General features: G+C 66.2%; 18 protein-coding genes. 10 read left to right on the top strand and 8 right to left on the bottom strand.

What is annotated here, in order from left to right; genetic code table 11:
* The first annotated feature begins 1 nt into the window (after position 1).
* The gene (locus ACR9Y6_RS07500; protein WP_481280734.1) at positions 2 to 1,954 is read left to right on the top strand and encodes a CocE/NonD family hydrolase; all 1,953 of its coding nucleotides are present in this window, start codon (positions 2 to 4) and stop codon (positions 1,952 to 1,954) included.
* Between the two features lie 56 nt (positions 1,955 to 2,010).
* On the opposite strand, the gene ACR9Y6_RS07505 is transcribed toward ACR9Y6_RS07500, so the two are convergent.
* Both ACR9Y6_RS07505 and ACR9Y6_RS07510 read right to left on the bottom strand, forming a co-directional pair.
* Positions 2,011 to 2,220 carry a tautomerase family protein gene (locus ACR9Y6_RS07505; RefSeq protein WP_306847501.1) on the bottom strand — a complete coding sequence of 70 codons (210 nt, stop codon included), beginning with the start codon at positions 2,218 to 2,220 and terminating at the stop codon, positions 2,011 to 2,013.
* A 7-nt stretch (positions 2,221 to 2,227) separates the two neighbouring features.
* Entirely contained in the window at positions 2,228 to 2,962 is a 735-nt protein-coding gene (locus ACR9Y6_RS07510; protein ID WP_481280735.1) for an SDR family NAD(P)-dependent oxidoreductase, read from the bottom strand.
* 123 nt (positions 2,963 to 3,085) lie between these two features.
* Between ACR9Y6_RS07510 and ACR9Y6_RS07515 the strand changes: the two genes are divergently transcribed.
* The 3 genes from ACR9Y6_RS07515 to ACR9Y6_RS07525 all read left to right on the top strand — a co-directional run bounded on the left by ACR9Y6_RS07515 (position 3,086) and on the right by ACR9Y6_RS07525 (position 5,480).
* The gene (locus tag ACR9Y6_RS07515; protein ID WP_481280736.1) at positions 3,086 to 4,003 is read left to right on the top strand and encodes a substrate binding domain-containing protein; all 918 of its coding nucleotides are present in this window, start codon (positions 3,086 to 3,088) and stop codon (positions 4,001 to 4,003) included.
* 43 nt (positions 4,004 to 4,046) lie between these two features.
* The gene (gene asd, locus ACR9Y6_RS07520) at positions 4,047 to 4,901 is read left to right on the top strand and encodes an archaetidylserine decarboxylase (RefSeq protein ID WP_481280737.1); all 855 of its coding nucleotides are present in this window, start codon (positions 4,047 to 4,049) and stop codon (positions 4,899 to 4,901) included.
* Positions 4,902 to 5,030: 129 nt separating this feature from the next.
* Positions 5,031 to 5,480 (top strand): hypothetical protein, encoded by a 450-nt coding sequence (locus ACR9Y6_RS07525; protein ID WP_481280738.1) that lies wholly within the window; start codon positions 5,031 to 5,033, stop codon positions 5,478 to 5,480.
* Positions 5,481 to 5,489: 9 nt separating this feature from the next.
* Here the strand turns inward: ACR9Y6_RS07525 and ACR9Y6_RS07530 are convergent, their stop codons facing one another.
* The gene (locus ACR9Y6_RS07530; RefSeq protein ID WP_481280739.1) at positions 5,490 to 7,016 is read right to left on the bottom strand and encodes a transglycosylase SLT domain-containing protein; all 1,527 of its coding nucleotides are present in this window, start codon (positions 7,014 to 7,016) and stop codon (positions 5,490 to 5,492) included.
* A 135-nt stretch (positions 7,017 to 7,151) separates the two neighbouring features.
* On the opposite strand from ACR9Y6_RS07530, the gene ACR9Y6_RS07535 reads away from it, so the two are divergent.
* The 3 genes from ACR9Y6_RS07535 to greB are packed head-to-tail and all read left to right on the top strand — an operon-like array spanning position 7,152 to position 10,413.
* Positions 7,152 to 8,651 carry a helicase HerA-like domain-containing protein gene (locus ACR9Y6_RS07535; protein WP_481280740.1) on the top strand — a complete coding sequence of 500 codons (1,500 nt, stop codon included), beginning with the start codon at positions 7,152 to 7,154 and terminating at the stop codon, positions 8,649 to 8,651.
* Positions 8,652 to 8,653: 2 nt separating this feature from the next.
* Positions 8,654 to 9,916: a hypothetical protein gene (locus ACR9Y6_RS07540; RefSeq protein WP_481280741.1), complete on the top strand. Its 1,263-nt coding sequence runs from the start codon at positions 8,654 to 8,656 to the stop codon at positions 9,914 to 9,916.
* The gene (greB, locus tag ACR9Y6_RS07545; RefSeq protein WP_481280742.1) at positions 9,913 to 10,413 is read left to right on the top strand and encodes a transcription elongation factor GreB; all 501 of its coding nucleotides are present in this window, start codon (positions 9,913 to 9,915) and stop codon (positions 10,411 to 10,413) included. The genes ACR9Y6_RS07540 and greB overlap by 4 nt, the downstream gene beginning before the upstream one ends.
* Here greB and ACR9Y6_RS07550 read toward each other — a convergent pair.
* The gene (locus tag ACR9Y6_RS07550; RefSeq protein WP_481280743.1) at positions 10,363 to 13,944 is read right to left on the bottom strand and encodes an ATP-binding protein; all 3,582 of its coding nucleotides are present in this window, start codon (positions 13,942 to 13,944) and stop codon (positions 10,363 to 10,365) included. The genes greB and ACR9Y6_RS07550 overlap by 51 nt on opposite strands.
* Before the next feature lie 84 nt (positions 13,945 to 14,028).
* On the opposite strand from ACR9Y6_RS07550, the gene ACR9Y6_RS07555 reads away from it, so the two are divergent.
* The gene (locus tag ACR9Y6_RS07555) at positions 14,029 to 14,664 is read left to right on the top strand and encodes a response regulator (protein WP_481280744.1); all 636 of its coding nucleotides are present in this window, start codon (positions 14,029 to 14,031) and stop codon (positions 14,662 to 14,664) included.
* 163 nt (positions 14,665 to 14,827) lie between these two features.
* Here the strand turns inward: ACR9Y6_RS07555 and ACR9Y6_RS07560 are convergent, their stop codons facing one another.
* From ACR9Y6_RS07560 to ACR9Y6_RS07570, 3 genes are all read right to left on the bottom strand, one after another.
* On the bottom strand, positions 14,828 to 15,625 hold the full coding sequence (locus ACR9Y6_RS07560; RefSeq protein WP_481280745.1) for a DUF3025 domain-containing protein: 798 nt from the start codon (positions 15,623 to 15,625) through the stop codon (positions 14,828 to 14,830).
* A gap of 6 nt (positions 15,626 to 15,631) precedes the next feature.
* Complete coding sequence (gene rimO / locus ACR9Y6_RS07565; protein WP_481280746.1) at positions 15,632 to 16,957, bottom strand: 30S ribosomal protein S12 methylthiotransferase RimO; 1,326 nt, start codon at positions 16,955 to 16,957, stop codon at positions 15,632 to 15,634.
* A 573-nt stretch (positions 16,958 to 17,530) separates the two neighbouring features.
* Positions 17,531 to 18,595 carry a hypothetical protein gene (locus ACR9Y6_RS07570; RefSeq protein ID WP_481280747.1) on the bottom strand — a complete coding sequence of 355 codons (1,065 nt, stop codon included), beginning with the start codon at positions 18,593 to 18,595 and terminating at the stop codon, positions 17,531 to 17,533.
* 892 nt (positions 18,596 to 19,487) lie between these two features.
* Between ACR9Y6_RS07570 and ACR9Y6_RS07575 the strand changes: the two genes are divergently transcribed.
* Positions 19,488 to 20,159, top strand: a complete 672-nt coding sequence (locus tag ACR9Y6_RS07575) for a dienelactone hydrolase family protein (protein ID WP_481280748.1) — start codon at positions 19,488 to 19,490, stop codon at positions 20,157 to 20,159.
* The gene (locus tag ACR9Y6_RS07580) at positions 20,156 to 20,572 is read left to right on the top strand and encodes an HIT domain-containing protein (RefSeq protein WP_481280749.1); all 417 of its coding nucleotides are present in this window, start codon (positions 20,156 to 20,158) and stop codon (positions 20,570 to 20,572) included. The genes ACR9Y6_RS07575 and ACR9Y6_RS07580 overlap by 4 nt, the downstream gene beginning before the upstream one ends.
* 101 nt (positions 20,573 to 20,673) lie before the next feature.
* On the opposite strand, the gene ACR9Y6_RS07585 is transcribed toward ACR9Y6_RS07580, so the two are convergent.
* Positions 20,674 to 21,165 carry a hypothetical protein gene (locus tag ACR9Y6_RS07585; protein WP_481280750.1) on the bottom strand — a complete coding sequence of 164 codons (492 nt, stop codon included), beginning with the start codon at positions 21,163 to 21,165 and terminating at the stop codon, positions 20,674 to 20,676.
* Between the last annotated feature and the right edge of the window lie 49 nt (positions 21,166 to 21,214).

Raw genomic sequence — 21,214 nt, forward strand, 5'->3', positions numbered from 1 at the left:
CATGCATCCACTACTGCGACTGGGTATCGTCGCGCTCGCCGCCGGAGTCCTCGCGACTCCGGCGGTCGGCGGCGAAAAGACCTACAAAGACCTGCCGACGGAGACGCCGGCCCGATTCACGCCGACGAACCCCGGCTTCGACTATGTGCGCCGCACGGTCGAGATCCCGATGCGCGACGGCGTCAAGCTGCATACCGTGATCCTCATGCCCAAGGGCACGACGCATGCGGGCATCCTGCTCACGCGTACCCCCTATGGCGCGGACGGCATGGGACATCGCAGCGACAGCCCACACCTGGGCCCCGCCCTGCGCGGATACGACAACCCGGCCGACATCATCGTCCAGGACGGCTATATCCGCGTGATCCAGGATATCCGCGGCAAGAACGGCTCCGAAGGCGACTTCGTCATGAACCGTCCGCCTATCGGACACGGCAACCCCACCCCGGTCGACGAGTCCTCTGACATCTACGACACGGTCGACTGGCTGGTGAAGCACGTGCCGGAGTCGAACGGCAAGGTCGGCATCATCGGCATCTCCTACGACGGCTTCGAGGCGATGGTCGCCACGATCCGCCCGCATCCCGCGCTCAAGGTGGCCGTGCCGATCAACCCGATGATCGACGGCTGGATGGGCGACGACTGGTTTCATCGTGGCGCATTCCGCCAGCAGATGATTCCCTACATCTACGGCATGGTGAACTCGCGCGGCAGCGACATCGGCTGGACCACGGGCTACCGTGACGACTACGACCTGTACCTGCGCGGCGGCTCCGCCGGCGACATCGGCCGCGCCTACGGCATGGAAGCGCTCGGCTTCTGGCAGAAGCTGCTCGCCCATCCCGCCTACGACAGCTTCTGGTCCGAGCAAGCCATCGACAAGGTCGCGGCGAAGGAGCCGATGACCGTGCCGACCATGCTCGTGCACAGCCTGTGGGACCAGGAAGACAACTACGGCGACATGGCGGTATACCGGGCGCTCGCCCCTCGCGACCCCGGGCACACGAAACTGTGGCTCGTGCTGGGACCGTGGCGCCACGCCAAGACCTGGGAAAAGGGCGACACCATCGGCGCGATCGACCTGGGCAGCGATACGGGCACCACGTTCCGCCAGAAGATCCTCCGCCCCTTCCTGGCCCAGTACCTGAAGGACGACGCGCCGAAGGCCGACATCGCACCGGTCAATGCCTTCGTCACCGGCGAGAACACCTGGCGCCAACTCGATTCCTGGCCTTCGGCCTGTCGCACCGGCTGTGCGCCGGTCATGCAGCGCTGGTTCGTCGAAGCCGACGGTGGCCTCGCCACGACGGCACCCGCGAAGGGCGAAGACGAATACGTTTCCGATCCGGCCAAACCGGTGCCGTATCGCGTGCGGCCGATCCAGTCGTGGTCGCACGGGGTGGCGGATCGCGAGGATTCCTGGCCGGAATGGCTCGTGGACGACCAGCGCCAGTTCGCCACGCGTACGGATGTGCTCACCTACGTATCGCCCGTGCTCGACAAGCCCATGGGCGTGTCCGGCGAGCCGCTGGTGCATTTGCTCGCATCCACCAGCGGCACGGACAGCGACTGGGTGGTGAAACTGATCGACGTCTATCCCGACGAGGTGGAGGAGAAGCCGTCGATGGGCGGCTACCAGTTGCCGGTCGCCATGGAGATCTTCCGTGGCCGCTATCGCGAGGGCTACGACAAGCCCATGGCGCTGGTACCGGACAAGCCGCTGGAATACCGCTTCCCGCTGCCGACGGTGAACCACGTGTTCCAGCCGGGGCACCGGGTGATGGTGCAGGTCCAGTCGAGCTGGTTCCCGTTGTACGACCGCAACCCGCAAACCTTCGTGCCGAACATCTTCAATGCGAAACCCGGCGATTACCGCAAGGCGACGCAGAAGATCGTCCGCGACGGCGAGAACGGCACGTACCTGGAACTTCCCATCGTTCCCGCAAGCCCGTAACCACCGGCTTCTAACGGACGGCGACCTGGACGATCACGCCCGGGTCGCCGCATCCGCTAAGTGCCGGGATTCGGTCCCCGCAGCTGCGACGTCGGCACGCCGCGATATCCCCAGTCCTCCATGGCGACCTCGTCGATCACGACATGGGTCAGCTCCGGCGACTTGCCCAGCACGCGCTCGAGTGTTTCGGTGATCTCCGCGATCACCTGGGCCTTCTGCGCGGGCGTATTGCCTTCACGAGTGATACGGACATTGACGTAGGGCATGACGGCGTCACCAGCGGCCAGCGCTCGAACCGCCATCGACCGGCAGCACGACGCCATTGGTGAACTTGCTGGTCACGAGGTAGACCACCGCTTCGGCGATGTCCTCGGGGCAGCCCAGGCGGCCCATCGGGTTCAAGCCGCTCAGGAAGCCATGGGTCTCCGGTGCGTGCATCGGGGTCTCGATGATGCCGGGGGCGACCGCGCTCACCTTGACGTTATGCGGCGACAGTTCGATCGCCAGACCGCGCGTGACGTCGTTGAGGCCACCCTTGATCAGCACGGGCAGCGCGGAAGGCACGTTCCGGTCCGGCTGCAAGCCGAGGCTTGCCGTGATGTTGACGATGTGGCCGCTCTTGCGCGCGGCCATGTGGCGCGCCGCGAACTGCGACGGGTAGATGAAGCCACGCAGGTTGGTGTCGATCAGCGCGGCGATCTCGTCGGTGGTGTATTCGACGAAAGGCTTGGCGATGAAGATACCGGCGTTGTTGACCAGCACGTCCACCTGGCCGAACGCCTCGATGGCGTGGTCGAACAGGCGCTCGGCGGTGTCGCGCAGGGCGATGTCGCCGGCGACCGCCAGGAAGCGGTCCGGGTTACCCAGTGCGACGGCGGCTTCGTCGAGACGAGCCTGGCTGCGGCCGTTGCCGACCACGTTGTAGCCGAGGTCGAGGAAGGCCTTGGCGATGGCGAAACCGAGGCCGCTGGAGGCGCCGGTGACGATGACGGTTTGACGGGTGCTCATGCTGCTTGCTCCGAAGATGGTCAGGTTCCGGGGCCGTGGCCCCGGGCTGACCCGCAATCTATTGCCACGCCTGGCGCACATAAATAAGATCCGGAGCAATTGAATCATTACATGGTGTAATCCATGCACAGGCAATTCGACGACCTGATGCTCGGCAGCATCGAGCTGTTTTGCCTTGCCGGCGAACTGGGTGGCTTCACCGCCGCGGCCACGGCGGCGGGTGTCACGCCCGCGGCGGTCAGCCGGTCGGTCGCCCGGTTGGAGGCACGCCTCGGCGTGCGCCTGTTCGTCCGCAGCACGCGGCAGATCCGTCTCACCGATGCGGGCCGCGTCTACATGGAGCAATGCCGGCAGGCGCTGGCCCAGTTCGCCGACGCGGAGCGGCTCGCCAGCGGCCAGCAGGCCCAGGTATCGGGACGGCTGCGCATCAGCGTGCCGACCACGTATGCGCACTATCGTTTGCTTCCGATGCTGCCCGACTTCCATCGCGAGCATCCGGACGTACGCCTCGACCTGCACGTCAGCAATCGCAACATCGGCTTTTCCGACGAGGCCTTCGACCTCGCGATCCGCGTGCGGCCGCAGGCGGATTCCACGCTGATCCTGCGCCATCTGGAAGATGCGCCGCTGGTGCTGGTGGCCACCCCCGCTTATCTGGAAACGCGTCGCGTGCCGCGATCGCTCGACGACCTGGCCTCTCACGAGTGCATCCAGTTCGACCTGCCAAGCAGCGGCCGGCGTATCCCCTGGTTGTTTCGCGACGGCGGCCAGGATGTCGAATTCGAGGCCGAAAGCGCGTTCACCGTGTCGGAGGACGTGCTCGGCGGCGTGACCTTGGCCCGCGCGGGAGCGGGTATCTTCCAGACCTACCGTTTCATCGTGGAAAAGGATCTCGCCGAAGGTTCATTGGTAGAAGTCTTGCCGGAGCTCGCGGGACGCTCCCGCCCTTACAACCTGCTCTATCCGCACAGCCGGTTCGTACCGCCCCGCGTACGCGCGTTCATCGATTTCCTGACGGCCCGCGTGACGCCGCAGCGGTAGGGGACATCGCGGAGGGAGTCCGCTCCCGCCTATACTCCTGCGCATGAAGCCCAACGTCCTGCTGCAGTACATCCTCCCGCACCGCTTTCTCTCTCGCATCGTCTACCAGGCGACCCGGTGGGAGTGGGCTCCATGGAAGAATTTTCTCATTCGGGAGATCGTGCAGCGCTATGCCGTCGACATGAGCCAGGCCGCCCAGCCGGACCCCTTCGCGTACCAGCACTTCAATGCGTTCTTCACTCGCAAGCTGAAGGCCGGCGCGCGCGAGGCCGATCCGGACCCGCAGGCGATCCTCTCGCCGGCCGACGGACGGATCAGCCAGTCCGGACGTATCCGTGACGGCCGTATCTTCCAGGCGAAGGGCCAGGAATACAGCGCGGCGGAACTGCTGGGCGACGAGACCGCCGCGGCACCGTTCCGCAATGGCAGCTTCGTCACCATCTATCTGTCGCCGCGCGACTACCACCGCGTGCACATGCCTCTGGAGGGCAAGCTCACCGGTACCACGCATGTTCCGGGCCGCATCTTCAGTGTGGCCCCGTTCGCGGTCGAAGCCATTCCGCGGCTGTTCGCGCGCAACGAGCGCCTCGTCTGCCATTTCCAGGGCGAACACGGCCCCTTCGTGTCGGTCATGGTCGGCGCGATCCTGGTCTCCAGCGTGGCCACGGTATGGGACGGCATGGCCATCCCGCCGTACGCCTCGGAGATCATCCGCAACGACTGCCGCGGCCGCGACGTGACGCTGGAACGCTTCGCCGAAATGGCCCGCTTCAACATGGGCTCGACCGTCATCCTCCTGTTGCCGGAGGGTTACACCCTGGACGAACTCAAGCCGCAACAACAGGTTATCGTCGGGCAACGCATCGGAGCCTGGACCGGCGACGGCGCGGCGCAATGACGAACCGCGTCACAATGTGACGAAAACGTCTTACATTTGACGCATCGGCGGCGTATTCTCGGCGGACCGCTGCCCGACCGGGGAAGGGCACGGGACCGTAAGAAGCATCCGTACTAGGGGAAGTAGTCCATGCGTCTGGTCACCCATCTCATCGCCGTCAATCGCGAAATCCGCCTTCGCCGTCAACTTGCCGATATCGAACGTGTCGTCCTGGCCCTGCCGGTGCGAGCCCACGTGGACTTGCAGCAACTGGTCCGGCGCGAGATGGAACAGGCCGCGGCCTGCGATTTTCCCCATCTCTATGGCACCCCGCCCGAAGAGCGCTACAGCACCTACGGCCATGGGCCGGATATCGGCCTCGGCAAGGCCCGGTCGGAGAATCCATTGATCGCCACGCGTGGTGTCGCGCTGTGGATCGCCTCGGTCTACCACGAGACCCTGGATTCGCGGCGCCCGAACATGGAAGACCTGCACCGGCAGATCCTTCGCCTGATGCGCCAGATCAAGGAATTGTCGGCGTCCGAGCGGCGCGGCACGACCACGGCATGGGCAAGCAACGAGCCGCACGCCGTCGCGTAAACACCCGTCTCAGCGACAGACGGGGACGCGAATCGCCTGCCCCACCTTCAACTGGTGCCCCTTCAATCCATTCATGCGCGCGATGTCCTCGACATCGGCGCAACTGCTCTTGCGCGCAATGCTGACCAGGGTGTCGCCCCGACGCACCGTGTAGCTCCTCGACGCGTTGGACGATGGTTTCGGCGACGGAGCGGACGGCCCGTTGGCCAACGCGGCCGAGGTGGCGGCCGGCGGCGGTGGCGCGACGATCTTCACGGCATTGTGCAAGTCGCTGGCGAGGATCGGCCAGGGGCCGTCGGTGCAGGTCGAGGCATACGCCTTCTCCAGCTGCCTGGGCACTTCCAGGCGCGCACCCACCGGCTGGCTCACCTGCGGATCGAGTCGCGGATTGAGGTTGCGCAACGTACGGAACCAGCCCTCCGGCATGCCCTGGGCGGAACCGAGGCAGACGGTGAGTTCGCTGATCGACGCGGGGCGCTTCAGCACGATCTGGCCGGGTTCGCCGTCGATCTTGGGCCAGGTCAGGTGGTAGCTGTCCGGATGCAGGAACAGCCATGCCGCGGCGAGCACCATCGGTACGTAGTCGCGCGTTTCCGCCGACATCTGGCCATATATCTGGGGGTCGTAGAAGCTGGCCCCGGGGCTCGTCGCCGCGATCCGGCGCATGCGTCCTTCGCCGCCGTTATAGGCGGCGAGGGTGAGTTCGAGATTGTTGTTGAACGCGCGAAGCTGCTCGTCGATGTATTCCGCGTTGGCCTGGGCGGCCATCGTCGGATCGAAGCGCTGGTCGAAGCCGTCGCTGTTGGACAGGCCGAAGCGCAACCCGGTGGCGTACATGAACTGCAACGGGCCGGAGGCTCCCGAGCGCGACACGGCGTGCACCTTGCCGCCGGATTCCTTCGCCATGATGCCGAACAGCAAGGCCTCGGGCAGGTCGGCCTTCTTGTAGGCCGGCCACATCTTGTAGCGCATCATCTGGTAGTTGACATAGGCGTCCATCAGGTTCGGACGCAGCTGGGTCAGCCACATCTCCAGTGCGGCCTTCACGGGACCGTTCATCACCATCAGGTCGGAAAACTGCTGGCCCTTGAGCATGGTGACGGCGCGTTGCGCCTGCGGCAGCGCACCGATGGCGACCGAACTGGCCGTGTCGCCGGGCTGCTCGCCCACTTCCGCGCCCTGCTCCGTGTCGTCGGCGTCCTCGCCCTCGATGAAGCTGCCGTCCTTCAGCCGCAGCAAGCGGTCGAAGACGGCGGCGAAGCGCTGCTGGTCGCAGCCTGGCGTGAGGGCGCAGCGTGCCGAGGCGTCCTTCAACTGGTCGAGGGACTGCTTGCGCGTCTGCGCCGCCTGCGGGGTGTCGCCGCGCCGGGCCTGGTCGATCGAGGCCTCGTACCCCTTGCTCGCCTGGTTCATCCGGTCGTACAAGGCATTCACCTCCGGCGTGGCCTTGCCTGAGCGGGGGGCGCCGCTCGACGCGCAACCGGCGAGAATGGCCAGGGGCAGGATCAGGAGCGAACGCGGGACGCGGACAGACATGCACTTACTCGGGGGTCGGACAATGCCGGCCACGTTACTGCCGGGGCCTCCGGGACTCAAGCGGCAGGCGCGACTTTTCTCCGTAACGGCGCATCGTTGCGTACACTTGTTCAGGACATTCTTAAGGATGAAGCCATGACCACGATCCTGATCGGCCGGAACGACGAAACGGCCGTCGAACTCGACTCCCGCTACGGCAACCGCCACGGCATGATCGCCGGCGCCACCGGCACCGGAAAGTCGGTCAGCCTCATGCTGCTGGCCGAGGGCTTCTCGAAGTTGGGCGTGCCCTGTTTCCTCGCCGACGCCAAGGGCGACCTGGCCGGCCTGTCCCAGGCGGCCGGCGCGCCCTCCGAGAAGCTGGCGGCCCGCCTGGCGAAACTCGGGCTCACCGACTGGAAACCGCAGGCCAACCCGGTGGTGTTCTGGGACATCTACGGCAAGTCGGGCCATCCCGTGCGTGCCACGGTGTCGGAGATGGGCCCCACCCTGCTCTCGCGCATCCTGGAACTCAACGACACGCAGGAAGGCGTGATGGAGGTGGTCTTCCGTGTCGCCGACGACGAAGGGCTGTTGCTGCTCGACCTCGCCGACCTGCGCGCCATGCTCGGCTTCGCCTCGGAACACGCCAAGGACATCTCCGCACGCTATGGCCTGATCAGCGCGCAGAGCGTGGCCGCGATCCAACGGGCGCTGTTGAAGCTGGAACAGGACGGAGCCGATTCGTTCTTCGGCGAGCCGGCGCTGGAGCTGGCCGACCTGATGCGCCAGGACATGAGTGGCCGCGGTGTCATCAGCGTGCTCGCCGCCGACACGCTCATCCTGAAGCCACGGCTGTACTCCACCTTCCTGCTGTGGCTGCTGTCGGAACTGTTCGAGCAATTGCCCGAGGTGGGCGATCTCGACGTACCCAAGATGGTGTTCTTCTTCGACGAGGCCCACCTGCTCTTCGACGACGCGCCGGCGGCGTTGCGACAGCGCGTGGAACAAGTGGTCCGGTTGATCCGCTCCAAGGGCGTGGGCGTGTACTTCTGCTCGCAGAACCCGGACGACGTGCCGGGCGAGATCCTCGGCCAGCTGGGCAATCGCGTGCAGCACGCGCTGCGCGCCTTCACGCCGCGCGACCAGAAGGCGGTGAAGGCCGCGGCCGAGACCTTCGCCCGCAATCCCAAGCTCGATGTCGTGGAGACGATCAGCACGCTGGGCACGGGCGAGGCCCTCGCCTCCACGCTCGGCGACGGCGGCGTGCCCTCGCCCGTGCAGAAGGTGCTGGTGGCGACACCCGTGTGCCGCATCGGGGCGATCACGGCGGAAGAGCGAGCCGCCGTTCGCTCACGCTCGCCCGTGGGCGGCAAGTACGACACCCTCGTGAACCGCGACTCCGCACAGGAACGCCTCGCCACCCGCGCCAGCGAAAAGAGCGCGGACGACGCGCCACCCGTGAAGGCGGACGGCAAGGACGGCGATGGCGACAGTGGCTGGGGCGGCGCCGTGCGCGATGCCGTCTTCGGCACCAAGCGCCGCCAGGGCATGATCGAGACCATGGCGAAATCCATGGTGCGCACCGCGGGCTCGCGCGCGGGCCAGCAGATCGTGCGCGGCATCCTGGGCAGCATCTTCGGCGGGAAGCGCTAGACGTGCCTCGCCACGAACTGGCGGATGCCGATACGCCGTTCGCGGAACGTATCCGCATCGGGTGGCGTTATCCGATGCGTGGCGCGGCACCGCTCACGATCGGCGCCATCACGCTGTTCGAGGCGATCGCCTTCCTGCCGGTGACGGGGTTGAAGCTGCTGGTGATCGGCATCGGCTGGATGGCGCTCTACACGTATGCCTTCGAATGCCTGCGTCACACCGCCGACGGCTACGCCGATCCGCCGGAGATGGCGATCCATACGCGAGACGGGACCAGCATCGCGTTGATCCTGATCCAGTTGACCGGCAACGCCATCGCGGTGCTCGCGCCGATCTTCTTCGGCGTACCGGGGCTGCTCGTCTCGCTGGTGTTCGCCTTCGTGCTGCCCGTGATCACGATGTCGCTGACCTTCGACGGCGTCGGCGCCGCCTTGAATCCGTCCATCTGGGTCCAGGCGGTCGGACGCCTCGGCGGCAGCTACCTCCTGCTGTTCGCGATCATGCTGGCCAGCAGCCTGCTCCAGGCCGCCGCCCAGTACGCGATGAAGGATCATGGCCCCACGTTCTTCGGCACGCTGGGCTATTACCTCGTCGCCAACTACCTCACCGTCTATAATTTCCACCTGATGGGTGCACTGATCCACCACAAGCACGAGGTGCTCGGCTACCAGCCGGAGTCGATGGCGATCGCCGCCGTGGCGGAGCCCGACGACGACAGTGCACTGCTTTCGCATGTGAACCTGATCGCCCGGGACGACGTTCCCGGTGCCACGGACATCCTCACCGAACGCTTGCGCGAGGGCCTGGCCCCGCCCGGCCTGCACCTGCGTTACCGCGAACTGCTGCGTGTGCAGGGACGGCTGCCGGAACTGCTCGTGCACGGGCAGATATGGATCGCCGCGCTGGTCGTCGGCGGCGAGTCGCGACGGGCGCTCGGCGTGGTGCAGGATTGCCTCGACGTCGATCCGTCCTTTCTTCCCGACGATACCGTCACCTGCGGGCCGCTTGCCGACACCGCGGCGCACGGCGGCATGTCGCGGCTCGCCTTGCACCTGGCCGAGGGTTACATGCGTCGCTGGCCGCGCGACATGGGTGCGCCGCATTACGGCCTGCTGGCCGTGCGCATGCACGATCGTCTCGGCCAGTTCGCGGAAGCCGCGGCCCTGGCGCGCCGGCTCCTTGCCGATCATCCGGAGCATCCGCTCGCGCGCGACATCGAGGCCTCGCTGGCCACGCTGACGCCGACACGGAAAGTCTCGCCATGAGCCGCTGGCGTCCGCCCTCGCCGTCGTCGACGGCGATCATCACGCGCGAAGGTTTCGAACGCCTGAAGGCCGAACTCGACCACCTTTGGCACACGGTCCGGCCCGAAGTGGTCAAGGCACTCGCCGCCGCGGCAGCGGAAGGTGACCGTTCGGAGAACGCCGAATACACCTACCGGAAGAAACAGCTCGGCGAGATCGACCGCCGGGCGCGTTACCTCAGCAAGCGCATTCCCGTGCTCAAGGTGGTGGAGGCGGCACCTTCACAGCGCGATGCCGTTTTCTTCGGCGCGACGATCGAGCTGGAAAACGTCGACACCGGCGGCACCGTGCGCTACCGCATCGTGGGGCCCGACGAAACCGACGCGCGACGCGGCTGGATCAGCATCGATTCGCCCCTCGCCCGCGCCGTCCTGAAGAAACGCGTGGACGACGAATTCGACGCCGAACTACCGGGCGGCCGTACCCGCTTCGCCGTGATCGCCGTCGACTACGACTGAGCGAGCGAGTTGTTCGAGGCCGTCGGCGAATCGCGTCACGCGGGACGCGAAGGTGTCGACGGCGATGATGTCGACCTCGGCACCTTCGCGGAGCGCCCGTTCGAGGCGTTCGCCTTCCTCGCCGACGGGTGAGTAGCCGAATACGTTCACGCCACCGAGCACATGGTGTATCCATCCTGCGACTTCCTCGCGGCCCGCCCTGTCGAGCACGTCGGGCAAGCGCGACAGCGCCTCGCGCGTGGTGTCCACGCCGGCACGTATCACCCGGGCGACGTTCTCGTCCGAGCCGAACGCCCGGCGCATCCGGTCCATGTCGATCGCGGGCAAGGCCTGCCCGGCGCTGGCGAGCCAGTGAGCGATCGTCGCATGGAAAGCTTCCAGGCGGATGGGCTTGCGCAGCAGGTCGTCCATGCCGGCCGCAAGGCAGATATCGCGCTGGTCGGCACGCGCGTCGGCGGTCATCGCCACGATGGGCAGGTGGCGCCCGGTTCCCGCTTCACGCCGGCGTACTTCACGCGCCACCGCGTAGCCGTCCATGTGCGGCATGTGGCAATCGACCAGGAGCAGGTCGTAATCGGCGAGTTCGAGGGCGGCGAGCGCGGCCACGCCATCGTCGACGATGTCGCAGCGATAGCCGCGCAAGGCCAGCTGCACGCGCACCAGTTCCTGGTTCACCGGATGATCCTCGGCCAACAGGATGCGTGTCTTGTCCGGCTCGCCCGACGATGGGAGCGATGCCGGTGAAGCGGCTTCGTCGGGCACGCGAGGCGCATCGGCCACGGCGACTTCCAGCGTCACGCACACGACCGTGCCACGGCCCGGCTCGCTGTCCAGGGCGATATGCCCACCCATGCGCTCGATCAGGCGCCGGGAAATGCTCAGCCCCAGGCCTGTTCCGCCGAAACGCCGCGTCGTCGACGATTCGGCCTGGCTGAACGGTGCGAAGACGTGACGCAGTTTCGCGGCATGGATACCGATACCGGTATCCGCGACGACGATGCGCAGACGCTGGCGTGAACCGTGCCGTTCGTCGACGTGTACCTCCACGGCCACGTCGCCGCGGGCGGTGAACTTGATCGCGTTGCCGATCAGGTTCAGCAGGACCTGGCGCAGGCGACCGTCGTCGACGACGACCGCCGGCGCCAGGGCGGGATCGAAATGCACGCGCAGCGAGAGGCCCTTCGCCTCCGCCTGGGCCGCCAGGATGGCGACGGCTCCTTCGACGATCGCACGCAGGTCCGAGGGTTGCGGGTCGAGGGTGAGATGGCCGGCCTCGATCTTGGAGAAATCGAGGACGTCGTCGAGGATATGCAGCAACGCCTCGGCGGAGTGCTCGATCGTGGACACCATCTTGCGTTGCCCATCGTCGAGGGGCGTGCGCTCGAGGACGTCGAGCAAGCCGATCACGCCGTTCATCGGCGTGCGTATCTCATGACTGATCGTGGCGAGGAAGTCGCTCTTCGCCTGCGTGGCCGCCTCCGCCTCGTCGCGTGCGTGGGCCAGCCCGCGCGCGGCCAGCTCCTGCGCGGTGACGTCCACCCAGTAGCCGTTCCAGCGCACGCTGCCGTCGGCCGCCGCGAGCGGCACGGCATCCGAACTGAGGTAACGGACACGTCCGCCGACCTGCGCGCGCACCGTCACGTGCAAGGGCGTGAGTTCGCGCGCGGATCGCTCGAAGGCTTCGCGAAGCCTTCCGCGATCCTCGTCCGCCACGGGGGCCAGCATCGTCGCGTCGCCGGCGAGCAGGTCACCGGGTTCCATGCCCAGGATGCGCTGTGGATCGCCGCCGACGTAGCTCATCGCATAGGCGCCGCCGGTGCCGCGCACGGCCTCGTACACCACCGCGGGAACGTGGCCCGTCACTTCGGCGAGCCGTCGCTCGGTGCGCTCGCGCCGGCGGGTTTCCCGGCGCAGGTTGAGGTAGGCGTAGCTGATGGCGACGAGCGAGATCAGCAGCACCGCGACGAATGGCAGCACGCGGCCGGCGACCTCGCGCCAGGTCGGGCCGACGACGTAGTGGGATGCGAACCAGGTGTTGCGGATCTCCTGCTGGCGGTGCGTGGAAAGATTGACGAGTACCCGGTTGACCAGGGGTAGCAAGGGAGCGAGGTCGCGGCTGACACCTACCGCGATGGCCTCGGTGTCTCCGGTGGGCGCGGCCACCTTCAGCTGGCCGAGGAAGGTTTCGCGGATGTGGTAGTCGACCGAAGCCAGGTTGCCGACGAAGGCGTCGCCCTCGCCCGCCGCCAGCCGGCGCATGCCTTCCGCCTCCGTGTCGACAGGAACGACCTGCACGTTGGGAATGCGTGCCAGCAGGTGGCGAATCGGTTCGCGGGTGACATTGCCGAAGACGCGCTTGCCGGCAAGATCGTCGCGGCCCGCCATGGTCGGCGCGCCTTCGCGCGTCACGATCATGATCGGGAAGTCGAGATAGGGGACGCTGGGTTCGAGGAAGGGAAACGTGGCGCTCTGCGGATTGATCGCGGCGACCAGGTCCACCTCGCCGCGCTTCACCCTGTCGACGGTACCCGTCCAGTTCTCGCTGGGCACCTGCGTCAGGCGGATGCCCAGTTCGGCGGCGATCTCGCGCACGTAGTCGAGCGCCAGGCCTTCCGCCTCGCCCTGCCCCGATAGCAGGCTGAAAGGTGCATAGCTGGGGTCCACCCCCAGGCGCAATGGCGGCAAGGCATTCAGCCAGGCCTTTTCCTTCTCGCTGAGCGGGATGTCGGTCTGGCGGGGTCGCGGCGCGATATCGCGGCCGACCCAGCGGGCGCGGAGGCGGCCATGGTCGGCGGCGGTCAACTCGCCCACCGCGTGGTCGATGGCATGGCCGAGTGGCGCGCGGTCGGCGGGAACGGCGAATGCCAGCGCGCTGATGGGCAGCGCCAGCGGTGCGCCCACGCGAAGTTCGCGCTCGAAACCGAGGCGGGCCACGAATTCACGGGCGGAATAAGGGTTGTCGAGATACGCCGTGACGTCACCCGAGCGAACCCGGGCCAGCGCCTCGGCCGTGGATGTCGTCTCGACGAGGGTGGTTTCCGGCAGTTCACGGCGCAGCGCCGCCATGTCGAAGTAGCCCGCGTGCACGGCCAGGCGCTTGCCGCGCAGGTCACCCGGCCGATGGATGATGGGTGCGTCCGCGCGCTCCACCAACGAAGGCAGGGACTCGAAGTAGGTCGCGCCGACGCGGATGCCCGGCATGCCCTGTTCCAGCGGGGTGACCGAGGTGGCGACGTCGATCTCGCCCCGGGCCAGGCCCGCGAGCAGGTCGGGCCATGTGGCGTAGACCCGGGTCTGCAAGGTCACGCCGAGGTCGCGGGCGATCTCGCGCAGGTAATCCGGGCCCAGGCCCTCCAACTCGCCGTCGCGTAGTTCCTCGAACGGTGGGTAGCCCTCGCGGTAGGCGCCGACGGTGAGCACCGGGTGGTGGCGTAGCCAATTCGCGTCTTCACGCGAAAGCGAGCCGTCCGGCGTGGCCCCGATGGGGCCGGCCAGGCAGACCAGGAAAAGCAGGATCAGGCGTCGGATCACATCGCAGGCTTCGTCAGGGGAACCATCATGGGCATAATCGGTTCGAAGTTCGCTGTGTGTAATGAAACAAGGAGAACACAAGGCATGCCACTGAAGGTCATTCTGGCAGACGATCACCCCCTGGTTCTCGTCGGCGGCGCCCTTGCGCTGCGGAACGCGCACATCGACGTCGTGGGCGAGGCCAAGGCCGCGGACGAGTTGCTGGCCATGCTCGGCGAGCGTCCTTGCGACGTTGTTATTACGGATTTTCTCATGCCGAGCGATCGGCAAGACGACGGTTTCGCCCTGATCGAGACGATCGTGAAGGAGTATCCGCAACTCGCGCTGGTGGTGTTGACGATGATCAACCGCCCCGCCGCGCTGCAGTCCATGCTCAACCGGGGCGTGCGCGGCATCGTGGACAAACGCGCCCCCATGGACGAACTGGCGACCGCCGCCCGCGCCGTGGCGGACGGCGAAACCTACCTGAGCGAAACGCTGCTCGACATCCTCAACGAAGCGGACGACGCCTCCGAAGCGATGCCCGGTGCGCCGTTGTCACCGCGCGAGACGGAAGTGATCCGCATGTTCGTCAACGGCATGTCGCTCCAGCAGATCGCCGACCGCGAAGGAAAGTCCGTGAAGACGATCAGCCGGCAGAAGCGCGATGCCATGCGCAAGCTGGGCGTGGACCACGACAGCCTGCTAGGCGAGTACGCGCGGGACCACGGCTTGGTGTAAGAGCCTCTGCGATAGACTGCTGGAAGACTGGTGGAGCTGACCTTGTCGGCGATGGGTGCTTGCCTCAGTCTGGCCCGCTGCCGCGGGATCGCCGACAAGGTCGGCTCCCACCAGGGTCGGTCAACTACGCCGCTGAAGCGGCTCCCGCACACAGAAAACTTCGCTATCGAAGCCCTAGCGGTGGCGGGTAGACGCGGCCGGGGCGCAGCGGCTGGAAGCATGGCGCGCTCGTGTAGAAGGCCTCGTTCCCGGTCTCCGGATGCCATCCCGGAACACCGGATACCGGAAGCGGACGGAGTTCCTGTGGATCGCGCAGGACGACACCGGCGGCGATCGCTTCCGCGCAATACGCGATGGCATCCCCCTCGCCGATCATCACCAGCGCCTTGCCCACCAGCAGCTTTCCCGGCGTGAGCGCATGCTCAAGCAAGGCGTGGCCGAAGACATCGACACGCGCTTCACCATTCGACCATGCCTCGCGATGTGTCCAGAACAGACGATGCCAGTCGTGCGCATCCCATGCGTCCAGCATGGCCGTATCGCGTAGCGTCACGATCAATCCGGCTTCGTCGAAATGCGTGAGCGCACATTGCGGACGCGAACGTTCGCGTGGCCCCATCACTCCGATTTCCGCCATCTGCCGCGCATTCAATGCGCGCTTCAGGGCGGTGTGGCGCAACCAGACGAAAGCGTTGAAGAGATCGTGCCAATTGTCCGGCCGCGTGGCGATGGCGCCGAGGCGCGCGATGCGTTCCTCATAGTGCAATCCGTCGGCGAGCAACGCGGCGTCCTGCCTCGCGAAGCGAAAGCCCGACGGGCCGGGCCACAGGCCGTTCAGGGACTCGACATCCGGCCATGCCCCGCCTTCGACGAAACTAGCGAAGCGCGACCAGTGCGACAGCGGCGGCGACGCCAGCACGCGCCGGTCCAGCGCATCCCGCGTCGGCGCCACGTGCCGCATGATGGCTCAGGCCAGGCGGCCGTAGAGGTCGTGCGCGTCGGCCTCTTCCACGACCACGTCGACGAACTGGCCCGGCTTGAGCAGCTGGCCATCGTCGATGCGCACGGCACCGTCGATCTCCGGTGCGTCGGCACTGGAACGGCCCCAGGCACCTTCCGCGTCGATCTCGTCGACCAGCACCTTGATCGTCCTGCCGATCTTGCGTTGCAGCTTCGCGGCGGAAATCTCCGCCTGCACGGCCATGAACTGCTCGAGGCGGTCTTCCTTCAGTTCCTCGTCGATCTGCCCGGGCAGATCGTTGGCTTTCGCGCCGTCCACCGGCGAGTAGGCGAACGCACCCACGCGGTCGAGTTCCGCCTCGCGCAGGAAGTCGAGCAGTTCCTGGAACTCCTCGTTCGTCTCGCCGGGGAAGCCGACGATGAAGGTGCTGCGGATCGTGAGATCGGGCACCTGGCGACGCCAGTTCTGGATGCGCTCCAGCGTCTTGTCGACATTACCCGGGCGCTTCATGAGCTTGAGGATGCGTGGGCTGGCGTGCTGGAACGGAATGTCGAGGTACGGAAGGATCTTGCCCTCCGCCATCAGCGGCATCACCTCGTCGACGTGCGGATACGGATAGACGTAATGCAGGCGCGTCCACGCGCCCAGTTCCGAAAGGCCCTGGCAGAGTTCGGTCATGCGCGTGCGATAGGCCTTGCCCCGCCATTCGCGCTCGGCATAGCGGACATCCACGCCATAGGCGCTGGTGTCCTGCGAGATCACCAGCAACTCCTTCACGCCACCCTTCACCAGTTTCTCGGCCTCGAGCAACACCTGGTCGACCGGCCGGCTGACGAGGTCGCCGCGCATCGAAGGGATGATGCAGAAACTGCAACGATGATTGCAGCCCTCGGAGATCTTCAGGTACGCGTAGTGCTTGGGCGTGAGCTTCACCCCCGTGTCGGGCACGAGATCGATGAACTTGTTTCGCGTGGGCGGCAAGGCCGTGTGCACGGCGCTCATCACGCTGGCGTAGTCCTGCGGGCCGGAGATCGCGAGCACGTCCGGATAGCTTTCGCGGATCAGCGACTCGCGCTTGCCCAGGCAACCGGTGACGATCACCTTGCCGTTCTCGTGCAAGGCCTCGCCGATGGCGTCGAGCGATTCCTGCACGGCGGAATCGATGAATCCGCAGGTATTGACCACCACGGCATCCGCTTCGCCATAGCTGGGGACGATCTCGTAGCCTTCGACCTTGAGCTGGGTGAGGATGCGTTCGGAATCGACGAGCGCCTTCGGGCAGCCCAAGGATACTATGCCAATACGGTTTCCGACTCGGGCTGAAGCGTTCATGGCAGGTGTATTCGAGGCTAAAAACGGCATAGTATACAGCTATTTGCGATACAGCGATGCTCGACAGTGCACCGGGCACAGCGCAGACCGCCAGGCACAGTACGTCGAACGGTAAGCGCGCGATCGAGACCTGGTGCTCGACAGGCCCTGCCCCTCCCGGACGAGGGCCTGAGCGCCTTCCGCCAGCGGCATGTCAAGTGGGGCGCCGCAAAGGAAAGGAGAGATCCCCTGACGTTATCACCGGCTTGCGCCTGAACTACTTTCTATTGCGTCAAGTTCAGGTAAATACCAGCCACGAACAGCACGAGCGCGGCGACGGTCACGAGTTTTGCCGTCATGGGTGTGCGATATGTCCCCGCCCGAGCCTGCGTGTAGACCCCTCGAATCGAGTTGCCCAAAGGCGGCCCCGGCGTAAACGCCATGTTCCATGCGAGCAGTAGCATCGATGCCATGATTAGGAAATTGGCTGGCGTCGGTCGCCACAAGGCGTAGGCGACACCGCCCACTGCGAAAACGACGGCCAGAGCAGTGGCGCTTCTTGTTGATCCAGCCGTATTCATCGCATCTCTCCCGTTACCAACCGCAACCGCCACCGGCGTCATAGTACTCCTGCATCGGCTCCGCGACGTTCCAGTCCGCATCGAACTGCACCGTCGCACCTCCTGTATTGGTGACGGGATACCCGAACAAGGCGTCGTAGGCCGATTGGTAATGGCCACGCTCTACTTCCGTGATAGCCGCCTGGGCAGCCTCGATGCTACCCGCGATCGTGCCGCCGATCGCGTCACTCAGGCTCGGGTCGTAATTTTCGATCAGATAATTGATGCCCGTTCCGATCGCGGTGCCTGCCGCCGCGGCGGGCAGCACGCGTTGAGAGGCAAAAAGCGTTGTCTCGGACAGTGCACTTGCGGGGCTCAGGCTGCCGACAGGAGCGGTGCGGAAATCAAGGTAGATCTCCTCCAGCGTCATGTCCGTGGTCGGGGCGGCCGCCGCGCTGCCGCCGCCCGTGCTCCCACCACCTGCCGAGCCACCACCGCCACCACCCTCCTCGCCGCCACCTGGGAGCAAGTCAGGCTGCACTGTGGACACCTGCACGGCAAAGGATGCGCGCACGGCACTACCCGAATACTTTGTGACAGCCGCACTCACGGCCGCCTTGTCGAATGCCCCGGCGACGCGCAGTAGAGCCTTGTCGCTCAATCGCTTCGCGAAGGTGGATAGCAGCGGCGTGTCGTGCGTGCCGCGTGTGCGCTGATAGTGCTTCGCGATCGCCGCAAGTTCTTTGTCCGACAATCGGCTGATCAGTTGCTCAGTGGACGCAGCGGCAAAGTTTGCTTCAATCACGTCGCCGAAGTTGTTGTCCACGCTCTTCTCGTCCGCACCAATGACCCTCACCGATGCACCGGTCGGGACGTGTGTAGTCAGACCTCGCCGGGCGCTCGCCGTGAGATTCAATGATTTTGGTGTCCCGGTAGTTTGCAGGTCCGCCCACGGGTCACCACTGCCATCGCCACCATCGCATACCGGCATGAGGTCGGGTCTAACGGTGACTGGCGCGGTAGAGCCAGCGAATGCCGGCACGCTGACGGCGGACGTCGCCAGCGCGACGGCGGCTGCGAGTGCAATACGATTCTTCATGAATTCACTTCCTTGAAATCCCCCTGCAAGGAAGACCGTAATTGCAGGCCATAACTGCGCCAAGCCGGCAGGAAAACGCGAATTCGCGAAAACGTACGACGGTCCGTTCAGCGCTTCCACTCCATGGACTGACGTGCATGGGGGCCTAACGCGTCGAGTAGGCATTCGCCTACAAGAAACCTTGCGAAAGGCCCTTTTTCGGCAGTCGCATTCCGTGACGTGATTGGCATTCCGATGCGCTACGCCACCGCCCACGACCGAGGCTCTATCCCAACGGAGCCCAGGCGGTCAAATTCCCTACTTTACGATGAGCCAGTTTTCAGGGCGTGGGTCAGCTTGTCACCGCTTGCTCAGTTGCAGTGCATGACCTCGTTTGCTCACTCCAGGGTGACGGATCGCGGGCCAGCCCGCTTTCCACCCGACCCGGGTGAGGGGGCTGACACGGAACGACATCTACCCAGGTCGCGGGCGTTGCTTGGGCCACACGACCCCTCCGTGCCCGGAAGAGCCGTCGGCCGCCACCCTCGTCGCGACTTGTGGAACCGAGGAGTGCCGGGCGAAAAGGCCCGTCAGGGGGCCGGCCATGGATGGCCGGCCGTTTCCGCCGAGCCATGGAAGGCGAGTCGGAAACCCCGCCCGGCGCGACGGGCGCGACGGGGCGCCAGCCATCAAACATGGCCGCGCAGCGGCATCCCTTCCCGAGCGACGGTGTAACCGGAGCGACGAGGGTGGCGGCCGACGGCTCTGCCCACGCCCCCAACGCGAGGGCGAAGCCGAGCCGTGCAGGAAACCGGCCCGCTGCCGCGGGATCGCCAACAGGGTCGGCTCCCACAGACACGGGCTCCCGGTTAACCTTCGCGTTCCCTATCCCACACCGATGGAGATCCGCCCCATGGGCCGCACCCTGATCCTCGACACGTCCCGCCCGCACGAAAGCATGGACGCCTACCTTGCCGAACCCTTGGGCACGCCCAAGGGCGGCATCGTGGTGATCCAGGAGATTTTCGGCGTGAACGCGCACATCCGCAGCGTAGCCGACCGCTTCGCGGCGGAGGGCTATGTCGCCATCGCGCCCGCCTTGTTCGACCCCGTGCAGAAAGGCGTGGAACTGGGCTACGACCAGGAGGGCATGCAGAAAGGCGGCAAGCTGGTCGCCGAACTGGGGCTGCTCCGGCCGATGCAGGACACCGCCATCGCCGCCCGTCTCATCGCCGACCAATACAAGGTGAAGGTGGGTACGGTCGGCTACTGCTGGGGCGGCACGGTGGCCCTGCTGGCCGCCCTGCGCCTCGGCCTGCCCTCGTCGAGCTACTACGGTTCGAGGGACGTCCCCTTCCTGTCCGAACCGGCCAAGGCCAACGTGATCTTCCACTTCGGCGAGCGCGACCATTCGATCCCGCCGGAGATGGTGGAAAAGCACCGCGAACTGAAACCGGAAATGGATACCTGGGTCTATCCGGCCGACCACGGCTTCAACTGCGACGCCCGCGCCAGCTATGACGAGCCGAGTTCGAAGCTGGCCTGGGAGCGGACCCTGGCCTTCTTCGCCCGCGAACTCAAGTGAGCCAGGATTTCGCACTGGACCCGCGCCTCGCCGGCGATGCCCTGCCCGTCGGCGACCTGCCCCTGTGCAGGCTGCTACTGATGCGCGACAGCCGCTACGCCTGGCTGGTACTGGTGCCGCGCCGGAGCGCGATGGTGGAGGTGGCCGACCTTCCGCCGGACGACCGCGCGGCGTTGTGGCGCGAAGTGGACGCCGCCGGCGATGCCCTGCGCGCGGTGGCGCCCTGCGACAAGCTCAACATCGGCGCGCTGGGCAACATCGTCCGCCAGCTTCACGTGCACGTGGTGGCCCGGGTCGAAGGCGACGCGGCATGGCCAGGGCCCGTCTGGGGGCACGGCGCGGCCGAGGCCTATGCCGACGGCGAAGCGGCACGGCGGGTGGAAGCGCTCAGGGCGCGGCTGGGTCTTTCCTAGACGGCCGCGGAACGGTAGCCCGTCACACAGACAGCGGAAAGGCCCCGGCACTACCCGCCGAGGCGGGAGTGACGGGGCCTTTCGAGGCCACGCGAGGCTGCTTACTGCTGCGTCTGCGGGTCGTAGGCGCCGCTGGAGGCTTCCTTACCCTGCATGCGATCCGGCAAGGCGGCCTTGTGCGGGGTGTCCTCCAGCTGGCGGGCCTTTTCCTCGACGGCGTTCAGGCGAACCAGTTCGCCCTTCTTGTCGTAGTACACCGCGAAGCCGTAATCCAGCTGCATGCGGGCGAGGAATCCGAGGTGGTTGTCGCGGATCTTGGAATCGTCGCTGGGCAGCACGAGCACCGTCTTCGGCAGCTTGCCCTGGTCCTTCAGGTAGGCGAAATGACTACCGGTGTCGGCGGCGGAAAGTACCGCGCCATCGACGATGAACTGGCCGCTCTTGTACGCCTTGATGGTGTAGTCGAACTGGCCCTGCTCGGTCGCGACGTGGTCGGACTTCGAGGCGCCACGATGGCAGCCGGCCAGCACCAGCATGCTGGCGAGGAGGAGCGCCGCGGCGGCGCGGGCCATCAGGGTGGGAACTCGGATCATGCGGTGTCTCCGTGGATCGGTATGGCTTGGAATGGGCGAGTCTACCGCG

Source organism: Luteibacter sp. TLI7-4A (assembly GCF_056754745.1).